Origin of the sequence: Microbispora sp. NBRC 16548 (assembly GCF_030268985.1) — a bacterium.
Taxonomy (GTDB): Bacteria; Actinomycetota; Actinomycetes; order Streptosporangiales; family Streptosporangiaceae; genus Microbispora; species Microbispora catharanthi.
Genome location: NZ_BSSF01000004.1, coordinates 329924 through 345124, shown reverse-complemented (window position 1 = coordinate 345124; position 15201 = coordinate 329924). Strand labels below are relative to the sequence as shown.

Here is a 15201-nt window from a genome sequence, read left to right as displayed (position 1 = left end):
CATGGAATGATCGGACCGTGCTTCCGACCGCAGTCGTTCAGGTGCCGCAATGGCAGGGGTCGAGCGTCGGCGACGCCCGGCTCCTCTCCCTCGGCGCCGAACGGCTGACCTCCCTGGTGACGTCCACCGAACCGTCCATGAGGGCCGTACGGGTGCCCGTTCCGGACAGCTCGGGCGCCGAGGGGGACGGCGTCCGGGCCCTGGACGTCCTCACCGCCGTCGCCACCCGCACCCGCGCCGCGCTCGGCGAGTGCGGCGCGGCCACGGTCGTCACCGTAGGCGGCGACTGCGGGGTGGAGGTGGAGCCGGTGTCGGCCGCCCTGGCGCGGCACGGCGACGGGCTCGTCGTCGTCTGGTTCGACGCCCACGGCGATCTCAACACGCCCGGTTCCTCACCCTCGCATGCCTTCCACGGCATGGTCCTGCGCACCCTGCTGGGCGACGGGCACCCCGATCTGGTCCCGCCGCGGGCTCTGCGGCCCAGGCAGGTGATCCTCGCCGGAGTCCGCGCGCTGGATCCGGCGGAGCTGGCCTACGCCACCGACGCGGGCCTCGCCTGGCACACCGTGCCCGAGCTGACGGCCGACCCCGGCGTCCTGGTCCCGGCCGTCGCCGCCGCCGGGGGCACCGCCGTCTACATCCACATCGACCTCGACGTTCTCGACCCGGAGGAGTTCGGGTCGCTCAGCTACCCCGAGGCCGGCGGTCTGTCCGTCGCGGCACTGCGGGACGCCGTACGCGCGCTGACGGCCCGTTTTGCCCTGGCCGGCCTGGGGATCACCGAGTACGCCCCCCGCCGTGAGGAGGACCAGGCCGTCCTCGCCTCACTCGTCCCCGCCCTGCTCGCCGGCGCCGCCACCGGGTGAAGGCGCGGGCACAGGCTCACGCGCCGAGCAGCGCGGCGACCGCGCCGGTCGTCGCCGGGTGCCGGGCGAGCAGAGCCGCCACCTCGGCGTTCTCCTGCCGTCCGCTCCCCCACTCCGCCGTGCAGCCGAGCAACGCGGCCATGGCGTCGCACGCCTGCGGATGCCGGGTCAGCAGCGCGGACACCGGCCCGCTCGGCGCGGCTGCCGCCCGGGTCCTGCGCGCCGGTGCGGCCGGCCGTTCCCAGGGCGGGGTCCAGGCGTCCAGCTCGGCCAGAGCGCCGGGGAAGGTCCGGCCGGCCTCGCGGACGAGCACGGGGACCAGCTCCGGCGCGTGCCGGCGCAACGTGGTGATCAACGTCGGCAGCCACGGCAGCAGGACGGGGTCGGGCAGCCGCGCGAAGGCCTTCGACAGCGCCTCGACCACGAACGGCGCGAGGCCGGGGACGGGTTCGAGCGCCTGGACGAACCCGCTCACATAGAGCGGATAGGCCGGGACGACGAGCGGGTTGGCCAGCAGCTCGTCACAGCGGGCGCGCAGCTCCTCCCTGGTCAGCAGGCTCAGCTGCGTCTGCGCCGCCCACAGCAGCGCGACCTTGGCCGGGGCCCGCGGGTGCGACTGCCGTACGGCCAGTTCGAGCTGGGCCCGTTCGCACCCCAGCGACAGCGCGAGGCTCTCCAGCGTGAACAGGAAGCCGAGCATCGCGCCGACCTGACGCACGCCGGTGTCGTCGTCGGCGAAGGCGGTGGGCAGCAGCGTGCAGTAGTGGGCGTATCCGGCCGTGACGAAGTCCTCGCACCAGGCGGGCAGCTCCGGTTCGCTCGCCCGGTAGTAGGTCAGCAGCCGCCTGATCCGGCGCAGCACCTCGGGAGCGTCGTCCACCGTGCGCTCGGCGGCCAGCAGCTCGACGGCGCGGGCGCCGAGCTCGCCGGCGAGGCGGCGGCCGCCCAGGTAGAGGATGGCGTCCTCGACGGCCGCGAGCGCCACCCCGGTCGTGGCCTGGGGGTCCCACGCCGTGCGGCGCAGCCGCTGCTCCAGCACCTGTTCGACCGTGACGCCCTCGTAGCCCAGCTCGACGATCTCCCGCTGGTGCCGGCCGAGCGCCACGTCCCAGCTCTCCTGGATCGGCCGCTCGCCGAGGCGGCGCGCCCCCATGATCGGCCGGAGCGCACCGTCGGGCAGCAGGTAGCGCAGCGTCCACAGCAGATCGGAGCACGGCTCCAGCTCTGGGTCCGCCTTGAGGTCGAGCAGCACCCGCTGCTGTGTGCGCCTGGTCAGGTCCAGCCCGAGGGGCTCCAGCCGGTCGTACACGTCACGGGCCAGCGGGGGCAACGCCTCGTAGCCGACCATCCCGATCTTGTCGCCGCCCAGGAGGATCTCGCACAGGCGGCGGACGTCCCGGCGGCCCGGCACGGCGTCCTTCTCGATGCAGGTGACGGCCGCGTCGGCGAAGTCGTACGGCGTGGGCCTGGCCCGCCCGCGCAACCCGGCCAGCAGGATCGACGTCTCGAACACGGCGATGGCGTCGGCGGTGCTGGCCAGATAGCCGTTGCGGCGGGCCAGCCGCACGATGTCGACGCACCATCCGCGCAGTTCGTCCTCGTCCAGGCCGTCGAGCACGGGCGGGCCGGCGAGGAATCCCGTCAGCCGGTCGGCCGCCGGCTCGGCGGCGACGGGCGGTGCGGCCTTGGCGGCCTTGGTGGCTTTGGCGGCCCGCTTCCCGGGTCCGCCCTGCTGCCCCTCCAGCCGGTGGGGCGTGAGGCCCCCACGCTTGACCGCCTTGGCCCAGGTGGCGGCGGCGATGGACACCGAGCCCTGGGCCAGGCCGAACTGCGCCTCGATCGCGGAGTGGCTGGAGGGGATCAGCCCGTAGAGCCAGCGGGTGCCCGTGCGCGGGCTGATCTCGTACGGCGGCGCCTCGGACCGCAGGCCGAACTCGGCGATCGTGCTGACCGCGTGGAAGGCCCCGCACACGTACAGGCAGTCGGCGGGGTCGGCGCTCGACGCGGCGAGGTGCTCGCGGATTCGCGTCCACATATAGCGCTCGCGTTCCTCGTCGACGGCCAGGCGGCCGTCGCCGTCGGGGCGCAGCCGCCGGAACAGGCTGCCGACCAGCGCCATCGCCTGGCGGTAGGTGCCGTAGTCGGCCCCGGTCAGCGGCTGTTCGACGTACTGGTCCCACCACTCCGACCAGTGCCGCACCTTGCCGTGGTGCAGCAGATGCTTTTCCAACTCGGCGAAGCGCGGCCGCAGGTCGCCGATCTCGACGCCCACGGCGTCCCCGTGCAGCGCCGCCTCGTCACCGTGCCCGTCTTCGACCGAGCCGGCCTCCTCCGGAGCCGAACCGGCCGAACCCGCCGAATCGGCCGTTTCCTGGGGCAGCCATTGGAAGACGTGGTCCACCGAGCGGTCGACCAGCACGATCTCGACGCCGGGGGTGTCGAGCGCGTACGCGATGGCCTGATACTCCGCCGACGCCTCCGTGACCGGCGCGATCACGCTGAGCGGTCCGGAGCCGGCCGGGAACCCGTCGAGCTGGGTGGCGAACGCCTGCAGCGCCACCGGCAGCCGGCAGTTGCGCAGCTCGTCGAGGAGCGGGCGCATGTCCTCGCACAGCTCCAGGTAGACGACCTTGGGCCGCTTGTCGCGCAGCCGCCGGGTCATGGCCAGGGCGGAGGCCGGCGAGTGGTGGCAGACCGGGAAGATCTCCAGCTCCTCGCGAAGCATGCGGTCGACATCGTCGACCATGCCGGACAGGATGCCGGCCAGGGCGTCGCCGCCGCCCGAGAAGGCCGCGGCGGCGTCGAGAAGCTGCCCGCGCAGGGCGTCGAAGGTGCTCATGACAGCGTCGAGATCGCCTGGCGGCCGCCGTCGAGGAACCGCGTCCACTCGCCTCCGTCGTTCCTGCTGCGTGGTTCGACCACCCCGTGCCAGTACTTGTTGAGGATGGCCAGGTCCTCCGGGGCGCGCCTGGCCAGCGAGCCCACCAGCGAGCCGCCCAGGGTCTCGGCGCGCAGCGTGCGATCGCCGAAGAAGTGGCTGTGCAGGATGGCGTCCTCCAGCACGCCGATCTGCTCGGCGGTGGACAGGGCCGACTCCAGCTTCTCGTCCTCGCTCGTGGCCGACGCCGCCGCGGCGCGCAGGTCGGCGAAGCTCTGCAGCAGGATGTCGAGGAGCGCGGGCGGGACGTCCAGCTCGATGCGGTGCCGGCGCAGCAGCTCGGTGGTGCGGAAGCGGACGATCTCCGCCTCGCTGGCCTTGCTCGTCACCACCGGGATGCGGACGAAGTTGAACCGCCGTTTCAGCGCCGAGGACAGGTCGTTGACGCCCCGGTCGCGGCTGTTGGCGGTGGCGATGATCGAGAACCCGGGCCTGGCGAACACCGTGTTGTCGGTGTCCAGCTCGGGAATGGAGACGTATTTCTCCGACAGGATCGAGATCAGGGCGTCCTGCACGTCGCTGGTGGAGCGGGTCAGCTCCTCGAAACGGCCGATCATGCCCTGCTCCATCGCCGTCATGATCGGGGACGGGATCATCGACTCGCGGGACTGGCCCTTGGCGATCACCATCGAGACGTTCCACGAATACTTGATGTGGTCTTCGGTGGTGCCCGCCGTTCCCTGCACGACCAGGGTGGAGTCGCGGCAGATGGCGGCGGACAGCAGTTCGGCCAGCCAGCTCTTGCCGGTGCCCGGATCGCCGATCAGCAGCAGGCCGCGGTCGGAGGCGAGCGTCACGATGCTGCGCTCGACGAAGCTCCGGTCGCCGAACCATTTCTGCGGGATCTCCCGGTCCAGGCCGTCGGACCGCTCACTGCCGAGCACGAACAGCCGGACCATCCGGGGGCTGAGCCGCCAGGAGAACGGCTTGGGGCCGTCGTCGATCGACTCCAGCCAGTCGAGCTCCTCGGCGTACTTCACCTCGGCGGGCGCGCGGAGCATCTCGTTGGTCATGTGAGGGGGTCTCCTAGGCGAGGAAGTTCTTGAGTTCGAACACGAGCTTGCGGATGTGGCCCGAGATGACGGGCGTGCCGAGGTCCTTGAGCTTCTGCCGGAACCACGGGTTGACGCTCTGCTGGCCGCCGCTGCTCACCGAGCCGACCGGGATGAGCCGTACGCCGGACCGGTGCAGCGCCTCCATCCCGGCGTAGACGGCGGGGCAGTTCCATTCGTAGAAGTCCGAGATCCACACGACCACCGTGTTGCGGGGGTCGGCGACCTTCGGCTGGGCGAGGGCCAGGGCGGCGGTGCCGTCGGTGCCGCCGCCGAGCTGGGTGCGCAGCAGCACCTCGAACGGATCGTGCACCCACGGGGTGAGGTCGAGCGCACGGGTGTCGTACGCGACCAGATGGACGTCGACCTTGGGCAGCCCGGCGAAGATGGACGCCAGGATGGTGCAGTTGACCATCGCGTCGACCATGGAACCGGACTGGTCGACGACCACGATCATCCTGGCCGGCGTCGTGCGCCTCGCGGTGCGCCGGTAGTAGAGCCGGTCGACGTAGAGCCGCTGGTCCTCGGGGCTGTAGTTGGTGAGGTTCTTCCAGATCGTCCGGTCGAGATCCAGGTTGCGGAACACCCGCTTGGGCGGCACCGACCGGTCGATCACGCCCGCGCTGGCCTTTTCGACCTGGGTGCGCAGCACCTCGGCGACCTCGTCGACGAACCTGCGGATCAGCGCCTTGGCGTTGGCCAGCGCCACCCCCGAGAGGTTGGCCTTGTCGCGCAGCAGCTGCTCGACCAGCGACATGCTGGGCGTGAGCTGCCGCGCCAGGGCCGGGTCGGCCAGCACCTCGCGCAGGCGCATGCGGCTGACCAGCCCGGCCTCGATGTCGGCCAGCGCCTTGGCCAGGTCGTCGTCGCCGATCCGGACGCCGTTGCCAGGCCCATGGCCGGCCGTGGGGCCCGGCCCCACACCCGTCCCGGGCCCGCCGCCGGGTCCTCCCGGTTCGGCGCCGGCCCCGGGCCCCGCTGCCGTGCCCGTTCCCGATCCGGGCGCCGGCCCCGCGCACAGGGCCCGCTTGAGCCAGGCGGCGTCCTGCTGCCAGGTCGCGAGCTGGGTGGCGCTGACGTCACCCGCACCGGTGGCGAAGACGTTGAGCAGCAGCTTCGAGACGAGAGCCGCCCTGCGCACCTCGCCGCCGGACACGTGCTCGTCCGGCGTGAGCAGGGTCTCGAATTCGGCGGCCAGGTCGGGGAAGCGCTGCACCAGCGAGTCGACCGACACGGAAGGGTCGAGCAGCCCGGCGGGCAGGCCCAGGTCGCCGACGACCGCGACGCTCGCGGTCTCCAGCGCCGGCTGCTCCTCGTGGTCGAACAGCCGGGCCAGCAGCCGCCAGTAGAGCAACTGACGCCGGTTCCGGTCGGCGTTCGTCGGTCCGTCGTCCCCGGTTGTGGAAACGGGCGGGAGAACGGGCGGGAGAACGGGCGGGAGAACGGGCGCGGTGGCGTCCCCGCCCGTGGGCGCGTGGGCACTCGTGGAGATGTCGTCGCTCATCGTCGCAGCAACCGTCCGGCTCGTTCCCGCAGGACGGTGACCGCGTCGGCGGCTTTGGCCTCGGCCTTGGCCGCCTTCGGGTCGGTGGGGCCGAGCGCCCAGTCGCCGGTGGCGACCACCACCGCCTCCCGCTTGACCTTCGCCTGCACGGCCAGCGGCTGCAGCGTCCATCGGCCGCCGTCCCACCGGACCAGTCCCACGCACGCCGACGAGGCGGCCACCAGCTTGGACGTGAGCGGGCCGCAGTCGGGCAGCCGCTCCGCGTCCACGGCGAGGACGGCGCCGTCCAGGTCGAAGGAGCCGTCCTTGGTCACCTTGTAGCCCTCCACCAGCACCGGTTCGGCGATGCGTACGGGAACGCGGTCGAGGGGCGGCACCGCCGGGGCGAGCGCGCCGGGCAGGCACAGCCGGGCGGTCGCCAACGGGTCGGCGGGCTTGCTCACGAAGGCGCGGTCGTCGTCCCAGACGAGGTCACCGCTGTCGAGCAGGGGCATGTCCGTGATCTCGACGCTGCGGCGGTCTGCCAGCGCGGCCAGCAATACCTTGTGGCGCTGCGGCAGCTTCCACAGCGCGGTCCCGACGATGGTGTCGACCTTGGCGACCGTGACGGAGGTGCGCACCAGCCGGGACCCGCCGCCGTCGGCGGGTTCCAGGACGGCGTGCACCTGGAACTGGACGGCGGTGCCGTGCTCGTGCACGTCGACGCCGAGCACCAGCAGCCGTCCCGACACCGTGGCGGCGGGCCGGGGCTCGCCGGTCAGTACGCCGTCCTGCGACAGCAGCAGGGCGCGGGTCCACAGGTCGGCCCAGCGACGCACCGGCAGGTGCTCCGCGGAGCCGATCGGGCAGGAGGCGCGCAGCTCGGCGGCGAAGCCGTCGAGCAGCACCGCGAGCCTACGCAGATCCGGTGCGGCGAGCAGGGCCTCGATGACCTGGTCCGCAGCGGAGACGAGGTCGTGGTCGACGCCGCGCCAGCCGGTGATGGCCAGCTCGCGCAGCCACGAGCGGACGCCTCCGAGCACGTGCCCGGCCGGCTGAGCGGCGGCGCCGCCGGCCGTCCCCGGGCCGTCGGGCGCCGGTGGCCAGTCCGCCCGTTCCCGTCCCAATGCCGTGTCCAGGCTCTCGAGCAGGGAATCGTGCACGGCGCCGGACAACGCGACCCGGCCGCCCGCCAGGGCCGTCAGATGCTCCTGCGTGATCGAACCGGACACGACCGCGTCGGCGGCCTCCGCCAGCCGATCGCCCAGAGGGGTGGCCGCGAACGCCGCGGCCAGCGCGGTCACCGCGTCGGCGCGCTCGTCGGCGAGCCGGGCGAGGCCGTGCACCAGGGCGTCGTCGAAGCCGTCGAGCAGCGCGAGCGCCTCCTCGGCCCCCTCGCCGGCGTTTCCCGAGTCGCCGCCGAGCAGGGCGGCGAGCTGTACAGCGAGCATCAGCCCACCGTCCCCGTGGCCGGGAACCAGTGCAGCTCCGGGATCGGCAGCGTCGTGTCGGGCACCTCCAGGTAGGCCAGGTGGCGCAGGAACCGGCTGAACACGACCGCGGCGGGGGCGGGCTCGTGGACGCCGCCCAGGCAGTCGGCCAGATCCGCGCCCTCGGGGACCTCGGCCCGCAGGTAACGGGACACGCGGTCGGCGCCGTACTGCACGATGGCCTCGGCGACCAGGGCCCGCAGGTGTTTGCACGGCGAGCCGTACAGGCCGCCGCAGGGGCGGTTGTTGTTGGTGCTGCAGTTGTAGTCGTGGGTGCCGGCGGCGATGGAGGAGACGTAGACCCGGCCGATGTCCGAGCCGCTCGACACCACTCCCTGCAGCCGGCCGTCCGCCAGCTCGACGAAGGGGACCTTCGCCAGCTTGCGCGGCTGGACCGGCGGCACCACCCGCAGCCTGCTGTGTCGCGCCCACACGGTCGCGCCGTTGGGGGAACGGTCTGTCATGATCCGGAACGTAGCCGAGCCGTCCGACAAAACAGCCCGCCCGCAACGGCCGCCTGACGGTCACGGCATCGGTCACCGCCGCATCCAGGGACGATGCCGCTTCGGCATTCACCTTGACATGAGTGGACACTTCCAGAAAGATCCACATGTCGATTGTTGTCCCGCTCGCGATGCCGAGAGGTCGCCTTGCGGTTGCCCCGTGTGAAAGCCCAGCACCGCCCCCACAGGTACGGCAACGACCGGATCCGGATAGGCGGGGCCGCGCAGGAGATCAGCGATCCGGACGGCCACGCCTGGGCGGCCCTGAACGCGATGGACGGCACGAGGACCCCGGAGGAGGTCGTCGCCCGTCTGCGCCGCGCGTTCCCGGGGCTCACCGCGGCCGAGGCGACCGGCGTCGTCGATCTCCTGCTCACCTCGGGATACGTGGAGGACGCCGCCGGCCCGCGGCCCGAGGAGCTCAGCCTGCGGGAGCTCGAACGCTACTCGCGCAACGCGGCGTTCTTCCGCGGCAGCGGCCTCGCGCCGCGCGAGCACGGCTGGGAGGCCCAGGTCCGTCTCAAACGCTCCCGCGTGCTCGTCCTCGGGCTGGGCGGCACCGGCAGCCACACGGCCTGGGCGCTCGCCGCGTGCGGCGTCGGCGAGATCCACTGCGTGGACCGCGATCTGGTCGAGCTGTCGAACCTGACGCGGCAGGCCCTCTATCGGGAGGCCGACATCGGCAGTCCCAAGGTGGACGTGGCCGTCGCCCGGCTCGCCGAGGTCAACTCCTCCGTCCGCGTCACCGGGGAGACCCGGGCGGTCGAGTGCGAGGAGGACATGCTCGACCTCGTACGCGGGTTCGACGCGGTCGCGATGTGCGCCGACGAACCGGCCGGCCGGGGCGGCATCCGCATCTGGGCCAACCGGGCCTGCCTGTCGGAGAGGATCCCGTGGGCGCTCGGCGGTTACAACGGCCCGCTGGTGAGCGTGGCGGCGTTCACTCCCGGCGGCCCGTGCTACGAGTGCCTGACCGCGAGCGTCGACGCCCCGCTCGCGCCGGGGATCCCCCTCGACCTCGGCGGGCCGGACGTCATCGCGCCCTCCGCCGGAGTGTCGGGCCACCTGACCGCCCAGGCGGTCATCGCGTTCCTGACCGGGATTCCCGCGACCTCGGGCAGCTACGTCACCGGCATCAACCTCGTCGCCCCGGACCAGCACGTCTACACGCGCCATCCGGCGGCGCCGGACTGCCCCGCCTGCGCGCCGGACGCGCTCCGCACCGAGTCCCTCGGCAGCATGGCCGGGTGACGGGCCTCGGGCCGCCCCCGCCGGTCAGGCGAGCGGGAGGCCGGCCCCGCGCTCGGACTCGGGGCGCGGGCCGCGGATGCGCCGCTCGCTCTCCTCGATCGGCACGTCGTTGATGCTCGCCTCCCTGCGGCTCATCAGGCCGTCGTCGGTGAACTCCCACAATTCGTTGCCGTAGCTGCGCCACCACCGGCCCTCGGCGTCGTGCCACTCGTACTGGAACCGCACGGCGATGCGGTCGCCGCCGAAGGTCCACAGGTCCTTGCGCAGGGCGTAGTCGCGCTCGCGCTCCCACTTGCGGCGCAGGAAGGCGACGATCTCCTCCCGCCCGGTCAGGAACTCCGAGCGGTTGCGCCACACCGAGTCCTCGGTGTACGCGAGCGCGACGCGTTCGGGATCCCTGGTGTTCCAGGCGTCCTCGGCGCCCTGCACCTTCTGCCTGGCGGTCTCCTCGGTGAACGGCGGAAGCGGGGGACGTGTGCTCATCGTGCTCTCCTCCCCGAACGAGACGACGATCGTTCTCCGCGAGTGCGGCTCTACCAGTGCTACCCATCGAAGGACGTGGCGCCGGGTCTCACAGCCATCCGCGTTTGGCCGCCTGCAGCCCCGCCTCGAAACGACTGCGCGCGCCGAGGCGCTCCATGATCCCGGCCATGATGCGGCGGACCGTACGCTGGGAGAGCCCGAGCTGGCGGGCCGCCCCCTCGTCCGTGAGGCCCTCGGCCAGCAGCTTGAGGAGCTGGCGCTCCTGCGCGGACAGCCCGCGGTCGTCCCGGGCCGGCGCGGACCCCACGGGCGTGGCCGCGCTCCAGATCTGCTCGAACAGCGCCAGGACCGCGGTGACGATTCCGGTGTCGATCACCTGGATCACCCCCTTGCGGGAGTCCGCGGCATCCAGCGGCAGCAGGGCGATCTTCCGGTCGTACACCAGCATCCGCACCGGGAGCGTGGGCGTGGTGCGGACGCTGGCACCGCTCTGCGCCAGCCACTGCGCGTACGTCAGAGTGGCCGGGTCGTTGCGGATGCTCTCCAGGCACAGCGTCCGCATGACGACTCCCCGGGCGAGGACCTGCAGGTCCAGAGGTTTGGCGGCCTCCAGGGCCCGGGGGTCGTGGGCGCCCCGGGACATGAAGCTGGCCACCTCGCAGCGCGCGTTCGCGGCCAGCTCCTCGATGCGCGCCTGGACCTCGTCCATGCCGAGCAGGCTGTCGGTGGTGGAACGCACTCCCCAGGGACGGTGGTCGGCGTACTCGCTCACGAGATTGGCGATGGCGGCCTGCGCCTCCGCGATCTGCTGCTGCTGCCGTACGAGCTCGGACTCACGGCGTTGGAGCAGAGCCCGCAGACCGGCCTCGGGGCTCACCGGACGGAAGTCCCCCGGCGACTCCCACGACGGCCGGAGAAGCGCGAGTTCGGCCAGCTGGTCGAATGTCGCACGAATCTCGTCCACACTCACGGAAAGCTCGTCGGCTATTTCCTCGATGCCCAGGTCACGCTTGACGAGCAGCAATCGGTAGACCTTCTCCGTCAGCTCGTCGAGCCCCAGAGATTCCAGCACCCCCGTACCTCCGCTCAAGAGGTCAGTGCGTTTGGTGTTGATTGTGATCACTATCGCACCATTCGGCAACTCTCCCTCTTGGCACATCCGTTCGGAACAGGATTCCGGATTGTTCCGAACAGGCCGCACCCGGCCGGCCTCCCCTGACCGCGCTCAGACCTGAATAGGTCACGGCCGCTTGGTGCCAGCCCGAACCCCTTCCGAGCCCGAAATCACACTGGCAATCTCGACTCATCGGCGCCCCGGCCTCGGGGTTCGGCCGACCGGCAAAGGACAGGTCACCGTCCGAGGGCTGAAGGAGCCAATCATGAAGGCTGTCGTTCGATTCGCAGGCACGTTCTCCGTCTCGCTTCTCGCCGTCGCCACGCTCGCCACCGCCGCGGTGGCCGAGGGCGGGGACGCCTGGAGCAACTCCTGGGACGGCAACTACAGGAGCTGCGTCGAGTTCCCCCACCAGGCCGGGGCGGGCAACGGACCGAAGTGCCCGGGGTCGGAGGGCGACCCACTGCAGATCGGCTTTCCGGCCGGCAGGTGAGGACCGGTCCGGGCATGGCGGCGCGTGCTGAGGCGCGGATGCCATGTACATAATCGCGGCCCGGCTCCTGCCGGGATCCACTGCACCACACGAGGCCTCACCGGATCTGTTGCAGCGGGCGCTCATCGCGAAGGCCGAATCGACACTCCGGGAAGCCGGACCCGCCTTGGCGCACGTGTACTGCCGCGGCGACGACAACGGCATCTCCCTCATCCTGTACATGCAGGCGAAGGATCTCTACCAGGCCGAGAGCGGCGCCCGGGAACTACTCGGCGAAACGATGGCGAGCATCGGCACCATGGCCGGCTGGACCATCGCGCACTGCGGCGCCGACCTCATTTCACCGGTCATGGACACAATCGTCGGCGACACCTCCGACTGACCGACGCCGACTGACCGACGCCGGCTGAACGGTAGACGGCGAATCTCGCCACCATTTCTGACTGATTTTCCTGACGCCTATCAGATGGGAAAGTGATGTTTGGTGATTTCCACCGGCCGGTCGCGTTGGCGGGCGCGGGCGGATACCTGGGCGAGGCGGTCCTCGGGCAGATCGCCGCCCGGCGGCCCGGCGCCACCGTGCGCGTGCTGGACGTCCGTCCGCCGGCCCCGGTCGCCGGTCTCGACCTGGAGCATGTCCAGGGCTCACCCGCCGACCCCCAGGCGCTCGACCTGCTCATGCGGGGGGCCGGCGCCGCGGTTCACCTGGGTGCGCGGACGCGGCGTGTCCACCCCCGTAGAAGCCCGGACGGGGAGGGTGTCGCGATGACGGCGTTCGTGGCCGCCGCCGCCGCGCAGGCCGTCCCGCACCTCCTCTACTGCTCCTCCGGGGAGGTGTACGGCGAGGGCGCGCGCCGGGCGCTGACCGAGGACGACCCGGTCGTCGCGCATTCCCCGCTGGCCCGCCTCCAGATCAGGAGCGAGAGCCTCGTCCGCGAGTTCGCGGAGACGGAGGGCCGCTCGGCCACGGTCCTGCGCCCCTTCGGCACCTACGGGGCGGGCCAGCCGACCGGCTCACTGATCGGACGGTTCCTGCACGACGCCAGGCTCGGCCTGCCCCTGGCGGTGCCGGGCGACGGCACGCAGCTTCGCGCGTTCACCTACGTGGACGACGTCGCGCGGGGCATCGTGGCCGCGCTGTGCCGCGACGACCGCGGGCGGGAGCCGTACACCGTCTACAACCTGGCCTCGCCGGAGATCTTCAGCCTGCGCGACCTGGCCCGGCAGGTCCTCTCGGTGACCGGCGGCCGCGGCGGCATCGTCCTTCGGCCCCGTCACCTCCGGCCCGGCCAGGTCGCCGCCCAGGTCCCGTGTATCGAGAAGGCGGCGGAGGAGCTGGGCTTCTACGCCACCACGCTGCTGACCCAGGGCCTGTCGCTGTGCTCCCTGCACGCCGATCTCGCCGCCGAACGCCACTCGGCTGTGGCGTGACGGCTCCCCAGAGAACGAAAGGTGACCACGTGACCGGCACATCCACCCTCCACCGCTTCGATCCGCCGGCGCTCGACGCCGTACCGGAAGTGGGCGCGCTCCTGGAGCGGCTCGGCCTCGGCGCCTTCGACGGCTCCGACCTGACGGCCCACATCGGCAGGAACGACAACTGGGCGGGCACCACCCGCGGCGGCGCGCGGGTCTTCGTGAAGCGGGTCGGCGACGGCTCGGGCGAGGGCCTGCGCCGGTTCCGCCGCATCGTCGCCTTCGACCTCCTGGCCACCCGGCCCGAGCTCGCGGACGTACGCGGCCCGCGGCTCCTGGGTTACGACATCGCCTCCCGGCTGGTCGTCTTCGAGTTGCTGACCGGGGTCTCCAGCGGTGCGGAACTGGCCGCCGAGGGCGACTTCGGCGAGGAACCGTGCCACCAGGCCGGCCGCATGGTGGGCACGCTGCACGCCTGCCGCCCGGAGCTCTCGCCGGTGACGATGGACGGCTCGCCGCCGCCGCTGCCCGTGCTGTCCAACCTGGACGTCGTCCCGCTGCCGATGTTCCAGGCGCTCAGCGGGGCGGAGGTGGAGCTGTGGGGCATCCTGCAGTCCGACACCGCCCTGGCCGACGCTCTGCGGGACCTGCGCCGGGCCGAGGCCGCGGCCCCCCGGCGGCTGTGCCACTGCGATCTCCGGCTGGACCAGTTCCTCATCGGCGACGGCCTGCTGCACCTGACCGACTGGGAGGAGTTCCGCCTGGCCGACCCGGCCAGGGACGTCGGCGGCTTCGCCGGAGAGTGGCTCTACCGCGCCATCCTCGGCATTCCCGGCGCCGCGGAGGAGGGCGGGGAGCTCACCCACGCCGAGGTCCTGGCCCGCGGCGTACGCGAACTCGACCGGCTGCGGCCCAACATCCACGCGTTCTGGCGCGCCTACCGGGAGGCGTGCCCGGACATCGACGACGACCTCGCCGCCCGGGCCGTCCGCTTCGCCGGATGGCACCTGCTCGACCGGGGCCTGGCCCGGGCCGCGCAGAACGCCCGCCTCGGCGCCGTCGACCGGGCCGCCGCAGGGATCGGCAGGAACGCGCTCCTGGAGCCGGAAAGGTTCGTCACCACCCTCGGATTGGGAGAGACCCTGTGAGCACAGTCGCCCTCCGCGTACCCCTGCCGCTGCTGCGCGCCCTCGACGACGTCCACGTCGCTCCCGACGGGCTGCGCGCCACCGTCGGCGATCGCGAACTCGAGGCCGGCTCCGACGACTCCCTGCGGCACAAGCTGTGCGCCGCGCTCTACGACAGCGTGCACGCCGGGCGGCCGGCCCGCGACGGTCATCCGCCCCGCACGCTGCGGGAGCCGGACTTCGAGGAGCGGCTGGCCGCCGCGACCCCGCATCGTACGACCACGGTCCTCGGCCGCCTGGTCAGCCCGCCCGAGGGGGACGCGTTCGTCGCGCTCGTCGACGGGCTCAGGGTGCGGATGCCCGCCGAGCAGCACAGCGCCCCGTCCCCGGACGGGCGGCTGCCGCTGCGCGTGCCCGCGCTGCGTCCGGCGCTGTCGCCGGGCTTCTTCCTGGTGGACGGCTCGGAGGGCGGGATCGTCGAGGGTCCCGTCCTGCGGGTGTACGTCCACATCACCGAGCCCTCGGCCGCCCCGGACGTGTGGCGGGCGACGCTCGAGCGGCTGGAGTCCTCCGGCCTGCCCTACCGCGCCAAGATCAGCTCCAGTGCCCGGCTGTTCCCCCGGCGGGACGCCCTGGTCGTCTACCTCGGCCCGCGTACGTGGCACCTGGCCGGCGACGTGCAGGCGGCGGTCCGCGGGCTCGCCGGCGTCGGCGAGGAGACCTCGGCCTTCGTGCACCGCCTGGCGCCCGGCGTGGGGCTCGCCTGGGATCCGCAGGACCGCCGCCCGGGCATGAGCCGGCTGAGTTTCGGCGAGCACCGGGCGACGGCGGTCGCCGAGGCGCTGCTCGCCCACGCCCGCGGCGGCGCCGAGGCCCCCCTGGAGATCGCGCTCGCCGAGGCGTTCACCGAGGCCGGCATCGACCCGGCGCGGCCCGCACGCGACCTCGTCTCGCCCCGTCTCCCCCAGTTCGATCTGTGACCCCG

The 15201-nt window shown here is 72.6% G+C and carries 14 protein-coding genes; 7 read left to right on the top strand and 7 right to left on the bottom strand.

Annotated elements, in window-relative coordinates; all coding sequences use genetic code 11:
* The first annotated feature begins 17 nt into the window (after positions 1-17).
* A complete protein-coding gene (locus QSK36_RS12760; RefSeq protein WP_285782530.1) occupies positions 18-866 on the top strand; it encodes an arginase family protein in 849 nt (282 codons plus the stop codon).
* A gap of 16 nt (positions 867-882) precedes the next feature.
* Here QSK36_RS12760 and QSK36_RS12755 read toward each other — a convergent pair whose 3' ends face one another.
* From QSK36_RS12755 to QSK36_RS12735, 5 genes are read right to left on the bottom strand one after another with little or no spacing between them, the layout of a single operon-like run.
* Positions 883-3705 (bottom strand): DUF5682 family protein, encoded by a 2823-nt coding sequence (locus QSK36_RS12755; RefSeq protein WP_285782529.1) that lies wholly within the window; start codon positions 3703-3705, stop codon positions 883-885.
* On the bottom strand, positions 3702-4817 hold the full coding sequence (locus QSK36_RS12750; RefSeq protein ID WP_285782528.1) for an ATP-binding protein: 1116 nt from the start codon (positions 4815-4817) through the stop codon (positions 3702-3704). Before QSK36_RS12750 ends, QSK36_RS12755 begins: the two co-directional genes overlap by 4 nt.
* A 13-nt stretch (positions 4818-4830) precedes the next feature.
* The gene (locus tag QSK36_RS12745) at positions 4831-6360 is read right to left on the bottom strand and encodes a VWA domain-containing protein (RefSeq protein WP_285782527.1); all 1530 of its coding nucleotides are present in this window, start codon (positions 6358-6360) and stop codon (positions 4831-4833) included.
* The gene (locus QSK36_RS12740) at positions 6357-7790 is read right to left on the bottom strand and encodes a hypothetical protein (RefSeq protein WP_285782526.1); all 1434 of its coding nucleotides are present in this window, start codon (positions 7788-7790) and stop codon (positions 6357-6359) included. The genes QSK36_RS12745 and QSK36_RS12740 overlap by 4 nt, the downstream gene beginning before the upstream one ends.
* Positions 7790-8293, bottom strand: coding sequence for a hypothetical protein (locus tag QSK36_RS12735; RefSeq protein ID WP_285782525.1), 504 nt, complete (start codon positions 8291-8293; stop codon positions 7790-7792). Before QSK36_RS12735 ends, QSK36_RS12740 begins: the two co-directional genes overlap by 1 nt.
* Before the next feature lie 201 nt (positions 8294-8494).
* Between QSK36_RS12735 and QSK36_RS12730 the strand changes: the two genes are divergently transcribed.
* Positions 8495-9583, top strand: coding sequence for a HesA/MoeB/ThiF family protein (locus tag QSK36_RS12730; protein WP_285782524.1), 1089 nt, complete (start codon positions 8495-8497; stop codon positions 9581-9583).
* Positions 9584-9607: 24 nt separating this feature from the next.
* Here QSK36_RS12730 and QSK36_RS12725 read toward each other — a convergent pair whose 3' ends face one another.
* Both QSK36_RS12725 and QSK36_RS12720 read right to left on the bottom strand, forming a co-directional pair.
* Positions 9608-10066, bottom strand: a complete 459-nt coding sequence (locus QSK36_RS12725; RefSeq protein ID WP_285782523.1) for a nuclear transport factor 2 family protein — start codon at positions 10064-10066, stop codon at positions 9608-9610.
* Positions 10067-10154: 88 nt separating this feature from the next.
* Complete coding sequence (locus QSK36_RS12720) at positions 10155-11138, bottom strand: helix-turn-helix domain-containing protein (RefSeq protein ID WP_183537718.1); 984 nt, start codon at positions 11136-11138, stop codon at positions 10155-10157.
* Between the two features lie 307 nt (positions 11139-11445).
* On the opposite strand from QSK36_RS12720, the gene QSK36_RS12715 reads away from it, so the two are divergent.
* From QSK36_RS12715 to QSK36_RS12695, 5 genes are all read left to right on the top strand, one after another.
* Positions 11446-11673 carry a hypothetical protein gene (locus tag QSK36_RS12715; protein WP_183537719.1) on the top strand — a complete coding sequence of 76 codons (228 nt, stop codon included), beginning with the start codon at positions 11446-11448 and terminating at the stop codon, positions 11671-11673.
* A gap of 109 nt (positions 11674-11782) precedes the next feature.
* A complete protein-coding gene (locus QSK36_RS12710) occupies positions 11783-12055 on the top strand; it encodes a hypothetical protein (protein WP_183537720.1) in 273 nt (90 codons plus the stop codon).
* 95 nt (positions 12056-12150) lie between these two features.
* Positions 12151-13104, top strand: coding sequence for an NAD-dependent epimerase/dehydratase family protein (locus QSK36_RS12705; RefSeq protein ID WP_285782727.1), 954 nt, complete (start codon positions 12151-12153; stop codon positions 13102-13104).
* A gap of 29 nt (positions 13105-13133) precedes the next feature.
* Positions 13134-14237: a class V lanthionine synthetase subunit LxmK gene (gene lxmK / locus QSK36_RS12700; RefSeq protein ID WP_183537722.1), complete on the top strand. Its 1104-nt coding sequence runs from the start codon at positions 13134-13136 to the stop codon at positions 14235-14237.
* Positions 14234-15196: a T3SS effector HopA1 family protein gene (locus QSK36_RS12695; protein WP_285782522.1), complete on the top strand. Its 963-nt coding sequence runs from the start codon at positions 14234-14236 to the stop codon at positions 15194-15196. The genes lxmK and QSK36_RS12695 overlap by 4 nt, the downstream gene beginning before the upstream one ends.
* Positions 15197-15201 lie beyond the last annotated feature (5 nt).

What these genes read in the sequence shown, in the direction of transcription:
- QSK36_RS12755 (WP_285782529.1), bottom strand. Translation starts at nt 3,705, where the DNA reads ATGAGCACCTTCGACGCCCTGCGCGGGCAGCTTCTCGACGCCGCCGCG.
- QSK36_RS12750 (WP_285782528.1), bottom strand. Translation starts at nt 4,817, where the DNA reads ATGACCAACGAGATGCTCCGCGCGCCCGCCGAGGTGAAGTACGCCGAG.
- QSK36_RS12745 (WP_285782527.1), bottom strand. Translation starts at nt 6,360, where the DNA reads ATGAGCGACGACATCTCCACGAGTGCCCACGCGCCCACGGGCGGGGAC.
- QSK36_RS12740 (WP_285782526.1), bottom strand. Translation starts at nt 7,790, where the DNA reads ATGCTCGCTGTACAGCTCGCCGCCCTGCTCGGCGGCGACTCGGGAAAC.
- QSK36_RS12735 (WP_285782525.1), bottom strand. Translation starts at nt 8,293, where the DNA reads ATGACAGACCGTTCCCCCAACGGCGCGACCGTGTGGGCGCGACACAGC.
- QSK36_RS12725 (WP_285782523.1), bottom strand. Translation starts at nt 10,066, where the DNA reads ATGAGCACACGTCCCCCGCTTCCGCCGTTCACCGAGGAGACCGCCAGG.
- QSK36_RS12715 (WP_183537719.1), top strand. Translation starts at nt 11,446, where the DNA reads ATGAAGGCTGTCGTTCGATTCGCAGGCACGTTCTCCGTCTCGCTTCTC.
- QSK36_RS12705 (WP_285782727.1), top strand. Translation starts at nt 12,151, where the DNA reads ATGTTTGGTGATTTCCACCGGCCGGTCGCGTTGGCGGGCGCGGGCGGA.